This window comes from Nocardia sp. X0981 (assembly GCF_977089955.1).
This window is the reverse complement of sequence record NZ_OZ372435.1, coordinates 5358487-5373337: the sequence shown is the minus strand read 5'-3', so window position 1 is coordinate 5373337 and position 14851 is coordinate 5358487. Positions and strand designations below refer to the sequence as shown.

19 protein-coding genes are annotated in these 14851 nt (G+C 69.7%); 8 read left to right on the top strand and 11 right to left on the bottom strand.

The genetic code is table 11. The features are described 5' to 3' along the window. Positions 1 to 197: 197 nt before the first annotated feature. Positions 198 to 1454, bottom strand: a complete 1257-nt coding sequence (locus tag ACYR7D_RS23670) for a cytochrome P450 family protein (RefSeq protein ID WP_459546726.1) — start codon at positions 1452 to 1454, stop codon at positions 198 to 200. Positions 1455 to 1618: 164 nt separating this feature from the next. After that, positions 1619 to 1774 carry a hypothetical protein gene (locus ACYR7D_RS23665; RefSeq protein ID WP_459546725.1) on the bottom strand — a complete coding sequence of 52 codons (156 nt, stop codon included), beginning with the start codon at positions 1772 to 1774 and terminating at the stop codon, positions 1619 to 1621. A 65-nt stretch (positions 1775 to 1839) separates the two neighbouring features. Here ACYR7D_RS23665 and ACYR7D_RS23660 point away from each other — a divergent pair, with 65 nt between their 5' ends. The 3 genes from ACYR7D_RS23660 to ACYR7D_RS23650 all read left to right on the top strand — a co-directional run bounded on the left by ACYR7D_RS23660 (position 1840) and on the right by ACYR7D_RS23650 (position 5219). Further along, positions 1840 to 2691: a crotonase/enoyl-CoA hydratase family protein gene (locus tag ACYR7D_RS23660; RefSeq protein WP_459546724.1), complete on the top strand. Its 852-nt coding sequence runs from the start codon at positions 1840 to 1842 to the stop codon at positions 2689 to 2691. Positions 2692 to 2817: 126 nt separating this feature from the next. Beyond that, the gene (locus ACYR7D_RS23655) at positions 2818 to 3867 is read left to right on the top strand and encodes an AraC family ligand binding domain-containing protein (protein WP_459546723.1); all 1050 of its coding nucleotides are present in this window, start codon (positions 2818 to 2820) and stop codon (positions 3865 to 3867) included. A 164-nt stretch (positions 3868 to 4031) separates the two neighbouring features. After that, a complete protein-coding gene (locus ACYR7D_RS23650) occupies positions 4032 to 5219 on the top strand; it encodes a His/Gly/Thr/Pro-type tRNA ligase C-terminal domain-containing protein (RefSeq protein WP_459546722.1) in 1188 nt (395 codons plus the stop codon). Positions 5220 to 5290: 71 nt separating this feature from the next. Here the strand turns inward: ACYR7D_RS23650 and ACYR7D_RS23645 are convergent, their stop codons facing one another. Next, a complete protein-coding gene (locus ACYR7D_RS23645; RefSeq protein WP_459546721.1) occupies positions 5291 to 6121 on the bottom strand; it encodes an alpha/beta hydrolase in 831 nt (276 codons plus the stop codon). 91 nt (positions 6122 to 6212) lie between these two features. On the opposite strand from ACYR7D_RS23645, the gene ACYR7D_RS23640 reads away from it, so the two are divergent. Both ACYR7D_RS23640 and ACYR7D_RS23635 read left to right on the top strand, forming a co-directional pair. Then, complete coding sequence (locus ACYR7D_RS23640; RefSeq protein WP_459546720.1) at positions 6213 to 6578, top strand: hypothetical protein; 366 nt, start codon at positions 6213 to 6215, stop codon at positions 6576 to 6578. A gap of 131 nt (positions 6579 to 6709) precedes the next feature. Continuing rightward, positions 6710 to 7237 (top strand): DUF1990 family protein, encoded by a 528-nt coding sequence (locus ACYR7D_RS23635; RefSeq protein ID WP_459546719.1) that lies wholly within the window; start codon positions 6710 to 6712, stop codon positions 7235 to 7237. Positions 7238 to 7735: 498 nt separating this feature from the next. Here ACYR7D_RS23635 and ACYR7D_RS23630 read toward each other — a convergent pair whose 3' ends face one another. The 8 genes from ACYR7D_RS23630 to ACYR7D_RS23595 all read right to left on the bottom strand — a co-directional run bounded on the left by ACYR7D_RS23630 (position 7736) and on the right by ACYR7D_RS23595 (position 13268). Next, on the bottom strand, positions 7736 to 8359 hold the full coding sequence (locus ACYR7D_RS23630; protein ID WP_459546718.1) for a TetR family transcriptional regulator: 624 nt from the start codon (positions 8357 to 8359) through the stop codon (positions 7736 to 7738). Positions 8360 to 8688: 329 nt separating this feature from the next. After that, positions 8689 to 8997, bottom strand: coding sequence for an antibiotic biosynthesis monooxygenase family protein (locus ACYR7D_RS23625; RefSeq protein ID WP_459546717.1), 309 nt, complete (start codon positions 8995 to 8997; stop codon positions 8689 to 8691). Positions 8998 to 9042: 45 nt separating this feature from the next. Next, a complete protein-coding gene (locus ACYR7D_RS23620) occupies positions 9043 to 9210 on the bottom strand; it encodes a hypothetical protein (RefSeq protein ID WP_459546716.1) in 168 nt (55 codons plus the stop codon). A 176-nt stretch (positions 9211 to 9386) separates the two neighbouring features. Then, entirely contained in the window at positions 9387 to 10112 is a 726-nt protein-coding gene (locus ACYR7D_RS23615) for a GlxA family transcriptional regulator (RefSeq protein ID WP_459546715.1), read from the bottom strand. 119 nt (positions 10113 to 10231) lie between these two features. After that, positions 10232 to 11095 (bottom strand): universal stress protein, encoded by an 864-nt coding sequence (locus ACYR7D_RS23610; protein WP_459546714.1) that lies wholly within the window; start codon positions 11093 to 11095, stop codon positions 10232 to 10234. A gap of 205 nt (positions 11096 to 11300) precedes the next feature. Then, complete coding sequence (locus tag ACYR7D_RS23605; protein ID WP_459546713.1) at positions 11301 to 12155, bottom strand: hypothetical protein; 855 nt, start codon at positions 12153 to 12155, stop codon at positions 11301 to 11303. Positions 12156 to 12165: 10 nt separating this feature from the next. Continuing rightward, complete coding sequence (locus ACYR7D_RS23600) at positions 12166 to 12873, bottom strand: DUF6597 domain-containing transcriptional factor (protein ID WP_459546712.1); 708 nt, start codon at positions 12871 to 12873, stop codon at positions 12166 to 12168. A gap of 44 nt (positions 12874 to 12917) precedes the next feature. Then, entirely contained in the window at positions 12918 to 13268 is a 351-nt protein-coding gene (locus ACYR7D_RS23595) for a hypothetical protein (RefSeq protein ID WP_459546711.1), read from the bottom strand. A gap of 377 nt (positions 13269 to 13645) precedes the next feature. Between ACYR7D_RS23595 and ACYR7D_RS23590 the strand changes: the two genes are divergently transcribed. From ACYR7D_RS23590 to ACYR7D_RS23580, 3 genes are read left to right on the top strand one after another with little or no spacing between them, the layout of a single operon-like run. After that, a complete protein-coding gene (locus tag ACYR7D_RS23590) occupies positions 13646 to 14062 on the top strand; it encodes a phage holin family protein (protein WP_459546710.1) in 417 nt (138 codons plus the stop codon). Further along, positions 14059 to 14451: a DUF3618 domain-containing protein gene (locus tag ACYR7D_RS23585; RefSeq protein WP_459546709.1), complete on the top strand. Its 393-nt coding sequence runs from the start codon at positions 14059 to 14061 to the stop codon at positions 14449 to 14451. The genes ACYR7D_RS23590 and ACYR7D_RS23585 overlap by 4 nt, the downstream gene beginning before the upstream one ends. Next, entirely contained in the window at positions 14448 to 14705 is a 258-nt protein-coding gene (locus tag ACYR7D_RS23580; protein ID WP_459546708.1) for a DUF4235 domain-containing protein, read from the top strand. The genes ACYR7D_RS23585 and ACYR7D_RS23580 overlap by 4 nt, the downstream gene beginning before the upstream one ends. Positions 14706 to 14851 lie beyond the last annotated feature (146 nt).

Here is a 14851-nt window from a genome sequence, read left to right as displayed (position 1 = left end):
ACCCCGCAGCTATGCGGTGGCTATACCGTACTAGCCGGACCCGGCGGACGGGGGCCGATTCCGTGGGGACCGGGCTTGGAGTGTCGCCGTATCTCGTCGCCGCGACCGGAACAGCCGGTCGCGGAGCGAAACCCCCCACATCCGGCGCGCTGTGTTCGTCCCGCGTCGTCGCGGGTCGCATCCGTCCGCGACGACGCTCAGCGGATGTGTAGCACCGGTGTCGGCGGAAAGACGACCGGAAGTGCGGTGAGGGCCCGATGGAAGGGCCCCGGCCGCCACACCAGCCGCTCCGGATCGAGGGCGAGCCGTAGTTCCGGAAGCGCGTCCAGTAGTTGGTCGATCGCTTCCTCGGCGAGCAGACAGGCGATCGTACGGGCCTGCGCCGGGCACGCGTGCGGCCCGGCGCCCCAGGCCAGATTCTCGCCCGTGATCGAGTGATATCCGGGCCGTCCGGGGTCTTGCGCGCAGGCCGCGGGACCGATCAGTACCGGTTGATCGGCGGGCAGCCATACCGCGCCGATCAGTACCGGCAGCGGCGGATAGGTGATGCTGTGCCCGGCGTACGGCGGATCGGTGCCGAGCACTTCCGCGAGCGCCTCCCGCGCCGACGGCGCGAATCCCACCTGATTGATGGTGAAGCGGGGGTCGGTGAGAATCAGGGCGAGCGTATTGGCGACGAGATTGCGCGGCGGCTCGATCCCCGCCCAGTAGATGCCGAGCAGCTGGTGAACCACTTCCTCGTCGGACAGCTGCGCCGGATGGCGCACGAGACGCGAGGTCATATCGTCGCCCGGCTCGGCGCGTGCACCGGCGACGAGCTCGGCGAGCGCGGCTCCGGCCGAAGCCTCGGCTTCCGCGTCGTGACGCATATCCAGCAGCGCGGTCAGCGCACGGGTCAGCCGGTCACCGAGCGCGGGCGGGAAGCCCAGTAGCTCGTTCAACACCCCGAACATCAGCGGCAGCACATACTGGCCGATCAGATCGGCGGTGCCGTCGGCGCAGAAGCGGTTGATCAGCCCGACGGCGAGCCGGGAGGCCAGCGTGCGCAGCGAGTTCGGGTCCACGGCGGCCAGTGCGTCGACCGTGGCGGCCCGATAGCGTGCGTGGTCGGCGCCGGTACTGCGATGCGCGTTCGGCCGCCACCGCATCACCGGCACGATGGGCAGGCCGGAGGGGGCTTTCTGCTGCCAGGCGCGGGGGTCGGCCGGGAAATGTGTGGGGTCCTCCAGGATGCGCACCGCGGTGTCGTGCCCGATCACCAGCGTGGCCGGGACGCCGGGTGCGAGGTCCACGGGAGCGAGGGCGCCGTGGCGGGCGCGCATCCGCCGATGGTGGTGGTGCGGGTCCGCGGCGAATTCCCTGGTGTAGATCGGTATCCGCGGCTCGCTGGGATCCGTGGTCGTGGCGATGCTGCCACGCCGGTGCGCCGACTGGCGCCGGGACGGCCCTGTCACTGGTACCCCCATGGTCGTGCGCCCGTGGTACGGACGCGATCGTCAACCGGCCGAAATGTAACCCCTGCTCGAAAATGTTCGGCCAGTACGCTTTTCGCGTACGGCGAGTGATGATACCGATACCGTCGCGGCCGATCTCCGAACCGACCGGCTCATCTCGTCGCTCAGCTCTCCGCGGACGCCTGGAGTGGCTCCACCACCTGCCCGGAAGCGAGTTCGACGATACGGTCGGCGCAGTCGGAGTAGCGGTCGTCGTGGGTGATCACCACGACCGTTTTGCCGCGCCGGCGCGACTCGTCCAGGATTTCCCGGTAGAACACATCCCGGAAGCGGGGCTTCTGGTCCGTGGCCCACCGTTCGGCACACGGATGGCATGCTGTCCCTTATGGCCGATATTCGCCTGGACGTCACCGACTCCATCGCCACCATCACCCTGGACCGCCCCGCCCAGCTCAATGCCTTCACCACCGCCATGGGGCACGAGCTGATCGAAGCGTTCGACACCTGCGACCGGGACGACGCGGTGCGTGCCATCGTCCTCACCGGAGCCGGCCGCGCCTTCTGTGCCGGAGCGGATCTGTCCGCCGGATCGGAAACCTTCGTCGCTCCCGAGGACGCGGATCCGGAATCGTTTCGCGACAGTGGCGGGGAAGTGGTGTTGCGGATGTTCGAATCCCGCAAACCCATCATCGCCGCCGTCAACGGTCCCGCGGTCGGCGTGGGTATCACCATGACCCTGGCCGCCGATTTCCGGCTCGCCGTGGACAACGCGCGGATCGGGTTCGTGTTCAACCGCCGCGGTATCGTGCCGGAATCCTGTTCCAGCTGGTTTCTACCCCGCCTGGTTCCCGTGCAGAAGGCTCTGGACTGGGTGTATTCGGGCCGGATCATCGATGCGGCCGAAGCCTGTGAAGCGGGGCTCTTCTACGCTTTGTGCCCGGCCGAGACCCTGCTGGACGAAACCTACGCGCTGGCCCGGCGGGTCACCGAGCACTCCGCTCCCGTTTCGGTGGCACTGTCCCGGCAGATGCTGCTGCGCGGGCTGGGCGCCGACCATCCGATGATCGCCCACCGGGTGGAGTCGCGAGGTATCCGCAGCCGGGGTGCCAGCGCCGATGCCCGGGAAGGGGTGTCGTCGTTCCTGGAGAAGCGGTCTGCTCGTTTTCCGGACAGTGTGGCCGGGGATCTGCCGGATATCTTCGGCGACGATCTGCCGGTTCCGCCGTTCCGGCCCTGAGCGGTATGCGCCGGTGAAAACGGATTTCAGGTGACAGATATCCGAGCAGGGTTGAGTTCGCAAAAGTGCGCGGACACGGGGGTGCGGCATTAGGATCTGCGGCACAACGATTTTCGGAGGTGCTGCATGCCGGACGAAGTCCTGGCGCCCAATATCGAGCTCTTCTCCCGTAACGGTTTCGCCGGCCCGAACACCACCATCGTCCGGGCCCAGTACCGGCCGCGTTTCGTGCGTGCCCGTGGTGACTACGTTCCCCGCCGGTTCCACACCTGGGACCTACCGGCCGGTGTGTTCGCCGAACCGAAGGCGCTACCCGTGCCGATCCTGGAAGGCGAAGGCATCAGCTTCGAACTGAACCGCCGTTCGGCCGCAACGGGTTTCGGTTATGTCAATGTCGGGGCCGATGAGCTGCACTACATCGTCTCCGGGCGCGGTGAGCTCGATACCGAGGTGGGGACACTCGAGGTCCGCACCGGCGATCTCGTGCTCATACCGCGCGCGGTGACCTACCGCTGGGGTGCGATCGCCGAGGAGATCAACGAGTTCATCGTGGCCACCGCGAGCGAGCTGCGTATCGACCCCGAGGGTGCCCCCGGCACCTTCAACCCGGATCTGCACCTGGACCGGCCCGTTCCGCACGGGCGGCCGGGCCTGCCGCTGGAGGAGTACGAGGTGATCGTTCGTACCGGCTCCACCTTCACCTCGTACTTCTACGATATCGACCCGATTCCGTGCCTCGATGCCCTCGGCGCCCCGTTGGTCGTGCGTTTCAATATCGAGAACGTGCACGGCCTCGGCGTCGCCGAGGGCGGGCTGGCTCCGGCACGGCTCATGAGCAGCACCTCCGGTAACGATTTCGTCTTCGGTACGGGCAGCAGGCGCAGCGGCCGTCCGCCGGTGCACCACAATGCCGATTTCGACGAGGTCATCTGCTACGGAATGGGTCCCTCTGCGTGGGGTTCGGTCGATACCCCCGGGACGATCACCTGGACGCCGAAGGGCCTTCTGCATCAGGGACCGGAGGAGGATGTCCAGCCGGGCTACCGCGCCTTCCTGGTGGAAACCCGGGCCGGTCTCACCATGACCCCGGCCGGACGGGATATCGCGCATCTGATGGAAACCGATCAGTACGGTGTCCATCCGGCCGACGGCCGGACGGCCGCGGCCGCTCACTGATCGCGGCTCCCGCTCGTCCCACCACCGCCGGGCCCGCCATCGGAGCCGGCGGCGGGCTCTCCGGCGGACCCGTCCCATCCGGATTCCTCGGGTGCCGGGGGTGGCCGACAGCCCGGTGATCCGGCCCCCGCAAATCGCTGGACCGGGGCGTTGGCCTCATCGATATGGCACGGAACGAGCGCGGGATCGGCGCCGGGGGCGCGGATATTTCCACCTGGTACAACGAGCTGGTCATCGCGGCCGGACTCGTCGCCCGGGGTCCGGCCAAGGGCACCATGGTGATTCGACCGTACGGCTACCGGATCTGGGAGTTGTTACAGGCCGAATTGGACCGCCGGATCAAGGAGACCGGACACGAGAACGCTTACTTCCCGTTGCTCATCCCGCAGGGGCACCTCGAACGCGAGGCCGATCACGTGGAAGGATTCTCGCCGGAGTTGGCGGTGGTCACCCACGCCGGCGGTAAGGAACTCGAGGAGCCGCTGGTGGTACGGCCCACCTCGGAGACCATCATCGGCGAGATGATGGCGAAGTGGATCTCCTCGTATCGCGATCTGCCCATGCTGCTCAACCAGTGGGCCAATGTCGTGCGCTGGGAGATGCGTCCGCGCATGTTCCTGCGGACCACCGAATTCCTGTGGCAGGAGGGCCATACCGCGCACGCCGACGAAGCGCAGGCGCGTGCGGAGATGGAGCTGGCGCTGGACATCTATGCCACGGTCGCCCGGGAGTGGGCCGCGATGCCGGTGGTGCCGGGGGCGAAAACCCCCGGTGAGCGGTTCGCCGGTGCCGTCGAGACGCTCACCACCGGTGCCGCCGACGCGGTGCCGGCCGCCGCGGGCGAACTGGCGGCCGCGCTGCGCGCGGCGGGGATCCGGGTGCATATCGACGACCGTGACCGGACGCCGGGCTGGAAGTTCAACGAATGGGAGATGCGCGGTGTCCCGATCCGCCTCGAGCTGGGGCCTCGGGATCTCGCCGCGGGCACCGCGGTGCTGGTGCGCCGGCTCGGCGAGGAGGGTGAACAGACGATGGACCTGGCCGCCCTCCCCGCTGCCGTACCGGCGATCCTCGAGGATTTCCAGGCATACCTGCTGCGGCGGGCCACCGCCTTCCGGGAGGAACGCACCCGCACGGTCGACGACTTGCCGTCGTTCGAAGCCGCTGTCACCGAGGGATGGGCGCTGGCCGCGCACTGTGGCCGGTCCGGCTGCGAGGACGATATCAAGGCCGTCACCGCGGCCACCCCGCGGTGTGTGCCCTCGACCGGTCCGGTCGCGAGCGGCCGGTGTGTGCGCTGTGCCGCGCCGGCCGCCTACGGTAAGCGGGTGATCTTTTCGCGCGCCTACTGAGCGGCTGCCGGTCGGCTCCGGCTCCGCCGGATTACCGGGCGGCGGCGAAGAGCCGCCGTCCCGGCCGGCCGCTATGCGCGCCGGTCGAGCCAGTCGGTGAAGGCGGAAAGGCCGGTGGCGAATCCGCGAGAACCGGGGCGGTTGAAAAATCCGTGCCGGGTGCCGGGTACGACGACGTGTTCGGCCTCGACGCCCGCCTCGGTGAGCTCCCCGGCGAACGTGGTGCTCGACGCGCTCAGCGAATCGTGGGCGGCGTCGAGGAGCAGAACCGGTGGTAGACCGGCCAGTTTTCCTCCGCCGGGAAAAACTTCCGGATCGCGGAGCAGGTCTTCGGAGCCTACATAGTTCAGGTTCATCCGCCGGATGACCTGCGGGCTGTAGGTGCGGATCCGATGCCGGCCCCGCAACCGGGCGCGCACCGCCGCGGGTAGCGGAGGCAGTTCGGCGTGCAGGGTGGCGTACACGAGAACGAGCCCGGCCGGTACCTCCCCCTGCCGGTCGCGCAGGCGCAGCGCGGCCGATGCGGCGAGACAGGCGCCCGCGCTGGCTCCGCCGAGAACGATCCGGGTACGGCCGGCCATCAGGTCGGTCGCGGCGGTGAGGACATCGTCGAGCGGGGCCGGATAGCGGTTGTCCGAGGGCTGGAGGCGCAGCGGTCCCCAGAGGCGGAACCGCGGCACCAATGCGTAGTCCACGGTGCGGACCCGCCGGCCGCCGGCCGCGATCCGCCACGCCACCTCATGCGATTCGGCCTGGTTCAGACCTCCCGAGACGAAGGCCCCGCCGTGCACCCACAGCAGCGGCGGTGCGGTGGGGTCGGACCGGGCGGGCAGATATTCCCGGATGGGGACCGGGCCGCGGGGGCCGTCGAGTGCGCTGTCACGAATCTGCGGGTCGCTCATCCACCGTCCTCTTCTGCGGTCGTCTGCGGCCGGGCGCGCTGTCGACCCGGCCGTACACCGTATCGACCTCCGGGCCCGGCCGGGCCACGGGGTGGTATCGCCCGCGCGACGGACAGCGGCCGGGTGGTACGTCAGTACGACGCTCACCGATATCGCCGGCCTGAGCTCCGCGCTGGTACCGGTCGTGCTCATGCTCTTCGGCGTCGGGATGGTGCTGGGCGATACCGCCGGTGGTGTGCTCGCCGATCGCGGGGTGGACCGGTCGATCGTCGTCGCCATGGGGGCGATGACGGTGATCCTGATCGGGTTCGTGGCCGCCGCGCACCACCCGGTGACGGCCGGAATCGGAGCCCTGCTGGTCGGGGCGGGGCTGGCCTTCGCCGGTCTGCTGCTGTTCGCCGGTACGGTGTGGGCCGCGCGCCACGCCCGGCCCGGAGTGGGCCCGCACGGCCGCTGATCATTCGGGCGCGGCGCGGATTCCGGCGGCGTGAGCGTAGTCGCGCTGCCGGTGTTCTCCGCTGTCGGGCCGGCGCGACGCGCCGGCACTCCGGGGCGGCCGTACGCGGTGGCGGCGGGGAGGATCGAGGTATGACCGAATCCTCGTCCCGGCCCGGCTTCACCTACACCGAGACCGGCGCCACCCGCGGTGAGTTGCCCGCCGGATACCAGCACCTGCGGCGACGGCGCGTGATCGGTCACGGCACCGCCGACTTCCACCGGCTGGGGAAGGCGGTGCTGGCCTACCGGATACAGCGCGGGCTCGGTATCCTCCGGGCCGCCGAGACGCCGGTGGCCGAACCCGGTGCGGACGTCACGGTGGTCATCGGGGTGGGGCGGTTCGGCTTGCGTGCGCCGTGCCGGGTGGTCTACGTCCTCGACGAACCGGACCGGCGCGGTTTCGCCTACGGCACCCTGCCGGGACATCCGGTGAGCGGGGAGGAGCTGTTCGCCGTCGAGTACGACCCGGCGACAGACGCCGTCTACGGCGTGATCACCGCTTTCTCGCGTCCCGCGCGCTGGTTCACCCGTCTGGGCGGACCGTTCACCGGCCCGGCGCAGCGCGCCGCCGCGGTGGCCTATCTCTCGGTGTTGCGCCGCACACCGCGCGAGCGCTGATCCTTTCCGAGTCCCGTCGCCCACCGGCTTCGGTATGGCTCCGCTCCGGCCGCCGAGGACCTGCCCCGGCACCGGAACACCGGGCTTGTCGCCTTCGCGGGATCGAAGGGGTTGTGCCGGTTGCCGCCGTACCGCGCCGAGCAATTCGAGAGTCCGCTGACGTTCGGCGCTTTCGCCCAGTGGTCTGACCAGCAGGTCGGTGGTACCCGCCTGCGCGTACCGGTGGATCACACGGGCCACGGTCTCCTCATCGCCCGCGGCCACGGTGTCCTGGACACCCGCCATACCTTGGCGGTCCAACAGTGCCCGATAGCTGGGCAGCTCGCCCGCGACCGCTCCGGAAGTCGCCGATGATATCCCGAATATCCGCTCTCGCAACGAGTTCCGGGTCCGGGTGGCGCCGGGGAGGCGGGAGTGGCGAGGTGCACGCGAGACCCTCCAGCCGGATCCTGTGTGGTTCGCCGGGGATGCGGCGGACCGGGATGCCGCCGTGACGGGTCAGGCGCGGACCATCCGGATCGCCGTATCGGTGACGGTTTCGGTGATCTCGGCCAGGGAGAGGGTGCCGTCGGGGCGGTACCAACGCCACACGCCGATCACCATGGCAAGGACGAGACGGCCCAGGATCCGGGGATTCGTACCGGCGAAAACGCCTTCCTCGATACCGCGGGCGATGAGTTCGGTCCAATTCTGCTCGATTTCCCGGACCAGTTCCCGCGAGCTCAGCCGTTCGGCTTCTTCCTTTTCCGACTGTCGCGGTGCCGCGAGCAGATCCATATGGTTCTGCAGAATTCGCCGCCGCAATGCGTCGACAGGCTCGGCCAGCAGCGCGGCGGCCACGGCCGCGCGCAATGCCTTTTCCGGATCGTTTTCGTTCTCGGTGGCGGCGACGAAACGTGTTACGGAATCGTCGAGTTCCAGGCGCATGATCGTCAGCAGACAATGCGCTTTCGATTCGAAATAGTGGTAGAGCGCGGTCTGTCCGATGCCCACCTCGTCGGCGATCGACGCCCATTTCGTATGCTCGTAACCGAGACGTCCGAATTGTTCGATCGCGGCGGTCAGGATGCTGCCGCGCTTGGAACGCGGACTTTCCCGGTGAGCTCCGGTGCCGACGGTCATGAGCTTGTCTGCCCCCAGGTTCCGAGTATGTATGCCCCAACTCTACCCCACCCGAGGCGAATTCGAGTCGGTCGCGATCGACTCCACGGCAAATCGTACGGCGCCGGGTCACGATAATTCATCGACTCGATTCTGCGGCAGATCGGTCGCGATGAACAGGTATTCGCCCCAGGTGAATTCGGAAAACCCGCCGCGGCCCCGGAGCCTTCCTCGGCCACCGAGAGTTACCACGTCGTGATCGGCGTGGTTGCCGGGCCGGCCCACGGCCAGGGGAAACAGGATCAACGATCGTCCCGGTGCGCACCCGGTGACCGGCCCGGCCACGGAGATCAGCCGTGCTCGGCGACCACCCGGTAAAGGGCAGGATGGGCGTTCGTCGTTTTCTCGGCCTCCGCGACAGAGGCCTCGACGAGTGGCTGCCCACCGGCGGCCTCGCGGACTTGGGCACTGTCCCAATGCGCGATGTTCACGAGCTGGAACCGCGCGCCCGGCAGCAACGCCCGGTGCAGCCGCGCATCACGGAAACCGGGTGCGGTGCGCATGAGTGCCACCCGCTCGTGCCACTGGCCGATGAATGTCTCGACTTCGTCGGCGGCGAGTTCGATCGCATTGATGAAGACGACTCCGTGATCGGTCACAGGTGCTCCTTGTTCGTGGTGGTCGGCCGGCGGATCAAGGTGTGCTCAGTCGTTCCAGCCGCTCATCGCGACGAGATCGTGCCAGGTGGGTACCAGCTCAGGGTGTTTCAGCCGCAGCACTTCGCCCGGCAACGAACCGGGCGGCGCCTTGTGGGGTTTCGCCAGCGCCTGCGTGGCGAGCGCCAGCGGTGTGGACGGTAATTCCGAATTCATGACGAAACCCCTTGTGTACAAAGCGAACACGGCGGCCCGGTACCGGACGGGCGGTTCCGGGCCGTGCGGCCGCGTAGGTGGTACGCGGCCGCACGTGAGAGCCCGCCCGGCCGTGCCGGGCGAGAAGCCGGGAAGGGATGAGAGGCGTTACCGGGACAGGCCGGTGGCCCGCCGGCTCACCCGGATCCGGCCGGGACGGCGGCGGACCGGAAACGCGCCCGGTACTCCGACGGTGCGACGCCGAGCCGGCGATGGAACGCGCGGCGCAGGGACTCGGCCGTGCCGAAACCGCACCGGCGCGCGATGGTGTCGATGGGGTCACCGCCCACCAGGGCGCGCTGGGCGGCCTCGATACGGACCTGCTCCACATACGCGGCGGGCGGGACACCGAGTTCGGCGGTGAAACGGCGCTGCAGATGGCGAGGGCTCGGCCCCGCGCGGGCGGCGAGATCGCCGATACCGTGCCGGGCGCCCGGATCGGCGTGGATCGCCGCAACCGCCGTTCGCACCGGGTCGGTGGCGGGCCGAGCCTGCCACCGCGCGGTGCTGAACTGTGTTTGGCCGCCCGGCCGGCGTAGGAACATCACCAGATACCGGGCCACGGTGAGCGCGGCCTCCCGGCCGAGATCCTCTTCCACCAACGCCAGGGCCAGATCCATCCCGGCGGTGATTCCCGCCGACGACCATACGCGGCCGTCGCGGACGAAGATCGGATCCCGATCGACGGTGACCCGGGGATATTCCCGAGCCAGCTGTTCGGCGAACGCCCAGTGGGTGGTGACCCGGTGGCCGTCCAGCACCCCGGCGGCGGCCAGCAGGAACGCTCCCGTGCACACGGAGGTGACGCGGCGGGCCCGTGCCGCGGTAGCCGCGATCCATGCCATGAGCGGGATATCGTCCATCGCCTTGCCGATACCCGGCCCACAGGCCACGACGAGTACCCCACGGATCGCGCCATCAGGGGAGTGCCTCGTCCCGACGTGTGAGACATTCGGTACCGGCGCTGCCGGCCCGGTAGCGATCAGCTCCGGGGCCGGGTGATGACGACCGGGACCCGGGTGCCGTGCAGTACCGCCTGTCCGACCGAGCCCAGGGTCATCCCGGCGAAACCACCGCGGCCGTGACTTCCCACCACCACCAGCTGGGCCCGGTCGGCCTCCGCCAGGATCCGGCGGGCCGGCCGGTCCTCGGCGACCACGTGGGTGACGGGCACATCGGGATACCGCTCCGCCTGCCCCGCCAGGCTCTCGGCCTGCATCGCCCGGGCCTGCTCCTGCATCGCGGCCCGCGAGTCGTATCGGAAGAACTCCGACCAGGTGGTCACCGCGACGAGGCCCACTCCGCGCCGGGACGCCTCCTCGAAGGCGATATCGATGGCTTCTCTGCTACAAGCGGATCCGTCCACACCCACGACGACCGGGCGGCCCGCCGGATCGGCCACGCCGGGTTCGGGGGCCGGTATCACCGCGACCGGGCAGTGGGCGTGGCGGGCCAGCGCGGTACTGACCGAACCGAGCAGGCCGCGCCCGATCGCTCCGAGTCCGCGGGTGCCGACCACTACCATGCGGGCATCCTTCGAGCGTCCGATCAGTACGGTCTCGGGCGCCGGATCGACCACCGTCCGGATGATCTCCAGCCCATCGGCCTGTTCGCGCGCCAGGTTCGCCGCCTCGAGCAGAGTGGCCTCCCCGTCGGCCCGCATGGCCTGGTTGTCGAACGCGACGGTGACGCCGAGTCCGGGTCCGTAATCGATGGGAGCACCGACGGCATACACCAGGTGCAGGGGCGCTCGATACCGCTGGGCCACCGGGGCGGCCCAGCGTACGGCCGCCAGCGCGGCGGGCGATCCATCGATTCCGACGACGACGGGCGATTCGGTGTGCACGGTCAGGCCTTCCGCTCGACGGTCCGGCGCGCCCGGAACCTGACGGCACTCGCACCGTGCCGCCGGCCCCGCGCCGATCAGTCCCGAGACTAGGGTGCTCCCGCCTACCAGGGATGCCGCCATTGGTACCCCACCGGGAGGACGAAAGCCCTCGAAGCGATGCGGCACGGACCGAACGGAATCCGGCTCGCCGGCTACGACTCGGTCAGAGCCTCCCGTGTTCGCGTAGTGTGCGGAGGGCGTCCACGGTGACCACACCGCGCCATTCGACGGTTTGCCCGAGCGAGAAGTGCAGGAAGTCGAAATCCCAGCCGCCGTCATCGAGTTGCGCACCCGCGAGCCGGTCCAGATCGGCCGCGATCGTCTCTTCGCCGAACAGCGCCCGGCTCGGGGCCTCGGGACGCGGTGACAGAGTGAGCGGGGTGAGGTGCTCGTTCTCGGTTCCGCCGGCGACGGCGACCGTACCGTCGGCGCGGAGTGCGGAGCGGAACCGCTCGACCGCCGCGGTGGCGCGGGCGGGATCGGGTACGGCGTCGAGGAATTGCAGGGCGAACTTCACGGTGTAGCCGCCGGGATCTTCCATGGTGTCGATCCGGTGCCAGCACCACGCGGTGGCTTTCTCCAGCCACGGGTGCCGCACGCCGAGCCGCCACAGGCGGGCCGCGAGCGCGTAGGTGAGGAACCCGCCCTCGGGATCGGGCGCCATCCAGGGCGCGTGCGGGTGGTTCTGCGCCGACGGCAAGACGGTCGGTACCCCACCGTCGGGGTGGGCGACGGCGGCGATCCAGTCGGCTACCTCGGTGACCATGGGATCGCGGGCCGCGCCCACCTCGGCGAGCACATCGAGCGCCGCCAGCGCCGCCGCCGGCTGGCTGTCCGGGCAGCGCACATCGGGTTCCAGCCCGTGGCCGAAGCCGCCGTCGATGTTGCGGTATGCCGCGAGGGCCGTGCGGACCGGCCGGACAGGCGCGTGGTCGAGAAGGACGGCGAGCCGGTGCCGTTCCAGGACGCGGGCGGTGGATTCGACGAACCGGCGGGCTGCGTACAGGTCGATACTCATGCTCCGGAGGCTAGGCAGCCGTCAACCTCGCGTCTTCCAGGAATCGGACCGGCGTCAGACCGGTCAGGCGCCGCACTTCGTCCGTCATATGCGCCTGACCGGCGTAGCCCGCGGCATACGCGCGATCCGCCAATGTGCCGTCCCGGGTGACGATCAACCGGCGCAGCCGGGCCACGCGAGCCAGGAACTTGGGGCCGTACCCCACAGCCGCGGTGACCCGGCGGTTGAGATGGCGTTCGCTGACTCCGAGGGTCTGCGCCACGGCCGAGACACGAGCCCCCGGGACGGCCAACCGGCGCACGGCGGTGACGATGAACGGATCCGGTTCCGCTTTACGGTGTAGTACGGCCTCGCTCAACAACCGGAGGCGTGCCGCCGGGTCCGTGGCTTCGGGACGGTCGGTCAGTTCCGCTACCGCCGGCCAGAGCAGGGACAACGGAACCCGCCGGTCGCGGACCTCGTCGGCGGGCACGCCCAGCACTTCGCCTGCCATGCCCGGCCGCAGCCGGAGCCCGGTGACCGGCGCGCCGATCGCCGTCCACCGCACCGGCTCGGTATCGGCCCCGACAACCAGCAGCTGGTCACCGAGCCAGACCAGATCGACACATCCATCCGGGACGACGCGCTGGGTGCCGTCGACGAGCGCATCGCTTTCCCAGGCACACGCCACCACCGGGCGCAGTCCGGCCGGTGGCCGGTACTCACGGTAGACGTCCACGAGGGGACTTTATCCGGCGCTCGGGGCAGTAGCCGCCCGCGAGCCTATTCGGAGGCTGCCGGTGCCTGGTGTATCCCGCGGCCGGTGCCGTGCCCGCAGTCGGGTGACCGCACGGTATCCGCCACGGGAAATTCCTCGGGAGCGACTCCCACGAGTCGCAGCCAGCGGCCGGAGAAGTTCGATATACCCCAGCCACGAAGCCGGTCATGGGCTCGCCTCAGCTCCGACGAGTCCAACAGGCCGGCGTGCCGAGCCCGGGCCACCGCTTCGATATACGAGGTCTCGGTCGAGAGCAGTTCATCGACCACGCGCGATTGCTCATCGAGCAACTGTTCTATCCGACAGGCGATGACCTGTGGTGTGGGGGTGGTGTCCGTGCCGGGAAATCGCTGCATCCGCTCTCCTCGAAGCTGTGTGCCGGGACCGGGGGAGAACATGTCCCGCCACGATGTCGTCGAAGCCTGTCATCGCAACGTGAGAAGTTGTGAGTTCACTGCTTACCCGCTGCCGTCCACGCTCGCTCACTCGGCCCCCGGAATCGGCCGGTCACCGGAGAACATCGGCTTCGCCGGCGCGCTCGGTGGACGGCACCGCGGCGGGTCGGTACGGCATGCCGTTTATCCGGAATCGCCCCGGGTAGCCGCTCCCCGAACAGGAAGTGAGTTCGGAGGCCGGAGAAAGCGGGTCGGCGGCCCGATTCCGCGCACCCATTCGACGGCTCGTCCGGCGCACGTTCCACCGGACCGCGACGAACCGGAAACGGAGGGAGCCCATGACCCAGACGACAGGACCTCGCCCGAGAACCGATGACCGGTCGGTCGGCGAACTCGTCGATGTGGCCACCATCCAGGTGAGTCGGCTGGTGCGCGACGAGATGCGGCTGGCCCGGCTCGAAATGCAGGACAAGACCAGCGCGGCGGCCAAGGGCGCGGGTCTGGCGGGTATCGGTGGGCTGCTGCTGTTCTACGGTGGCGCGGCCTCGGTCGCCGCCGCCGTGGCGGCGCTGGCCCTGGTGCTTGCGGTATGGGCCGCGGCGTTACTGGTCGGTGTCGTGCTGATCGTATTCGGCGCCGCGCTGACGATCAGGGGAAAGAAGAACGTCACCGCGAACATCCCGCCGATGCCGCGCGAGGCCGTCGCGGGCGCGCGCACCGATCTCGATACCGTCACTCACCGGAGGCAGCGATGACCGACAATGGCCGGAGCACATCCGGCGAGGATCTCGAGGCACTGCGCCGAGACCGCGAACAGGTTCGCGAAGAACTCCGGGAGACCGTGGACGCGCTGGCAGGAAAGTTCGATGTGCGGGCGCGCGCCACCGATACCGCCCAGGCGGCCGCGGATACCGTACGCCGGAGGACCACTCGGGTGGAGCAGGATATGCGTGAGCGTGTCGAGGCGGCGCGGGACCACGCCGGCCGGGTACTGGACCGCGCCGAGGCCGCAACCCCGGACCCGGTGCTCGAGCGGGGCGGAGAGGCCGCGCGATTCCTGCGCCGCAACCCCGTACCCGCCGTGGGCGCCGCCGCGTTCGCCGCTCTGGTGACCTGGTTCGTCCTGCGCAGGAGGACAGCGTGAGCATCGTGTACAAACCATTCGGCATACTGGCCGGGGCGCTGGGTGGGATGGCCGCGCACGCGGTGTTCCGGCAGGTGTGGCGCCGCGCCAGCGGGGAGGACGAGGCTCCCGGGGCGAGGTCCCGCAACCACGGCTGGCGGGAAATTCTGGTGGCCGCGGCCTTACAGGGCGCGATCTTCGGAGCGGTGAAAGCCGCGGTCGACCGCGGCGGCGCCGTGGCCTATCAGCGAGCCACGGGTCACTGGCCGGACTAGGCTGCTGTGGACACCGTCGGCGAGGGCACGGACCATGGAACCTGATGGCTCACGGGCCCACGTCTTCTCCGGGCCCGATGCACAGGGTCGGCCGTCAGGCCGGCGCCGCGGATCGGTACGCCGGGCCCCGCCGGGCGGCCGTGCCG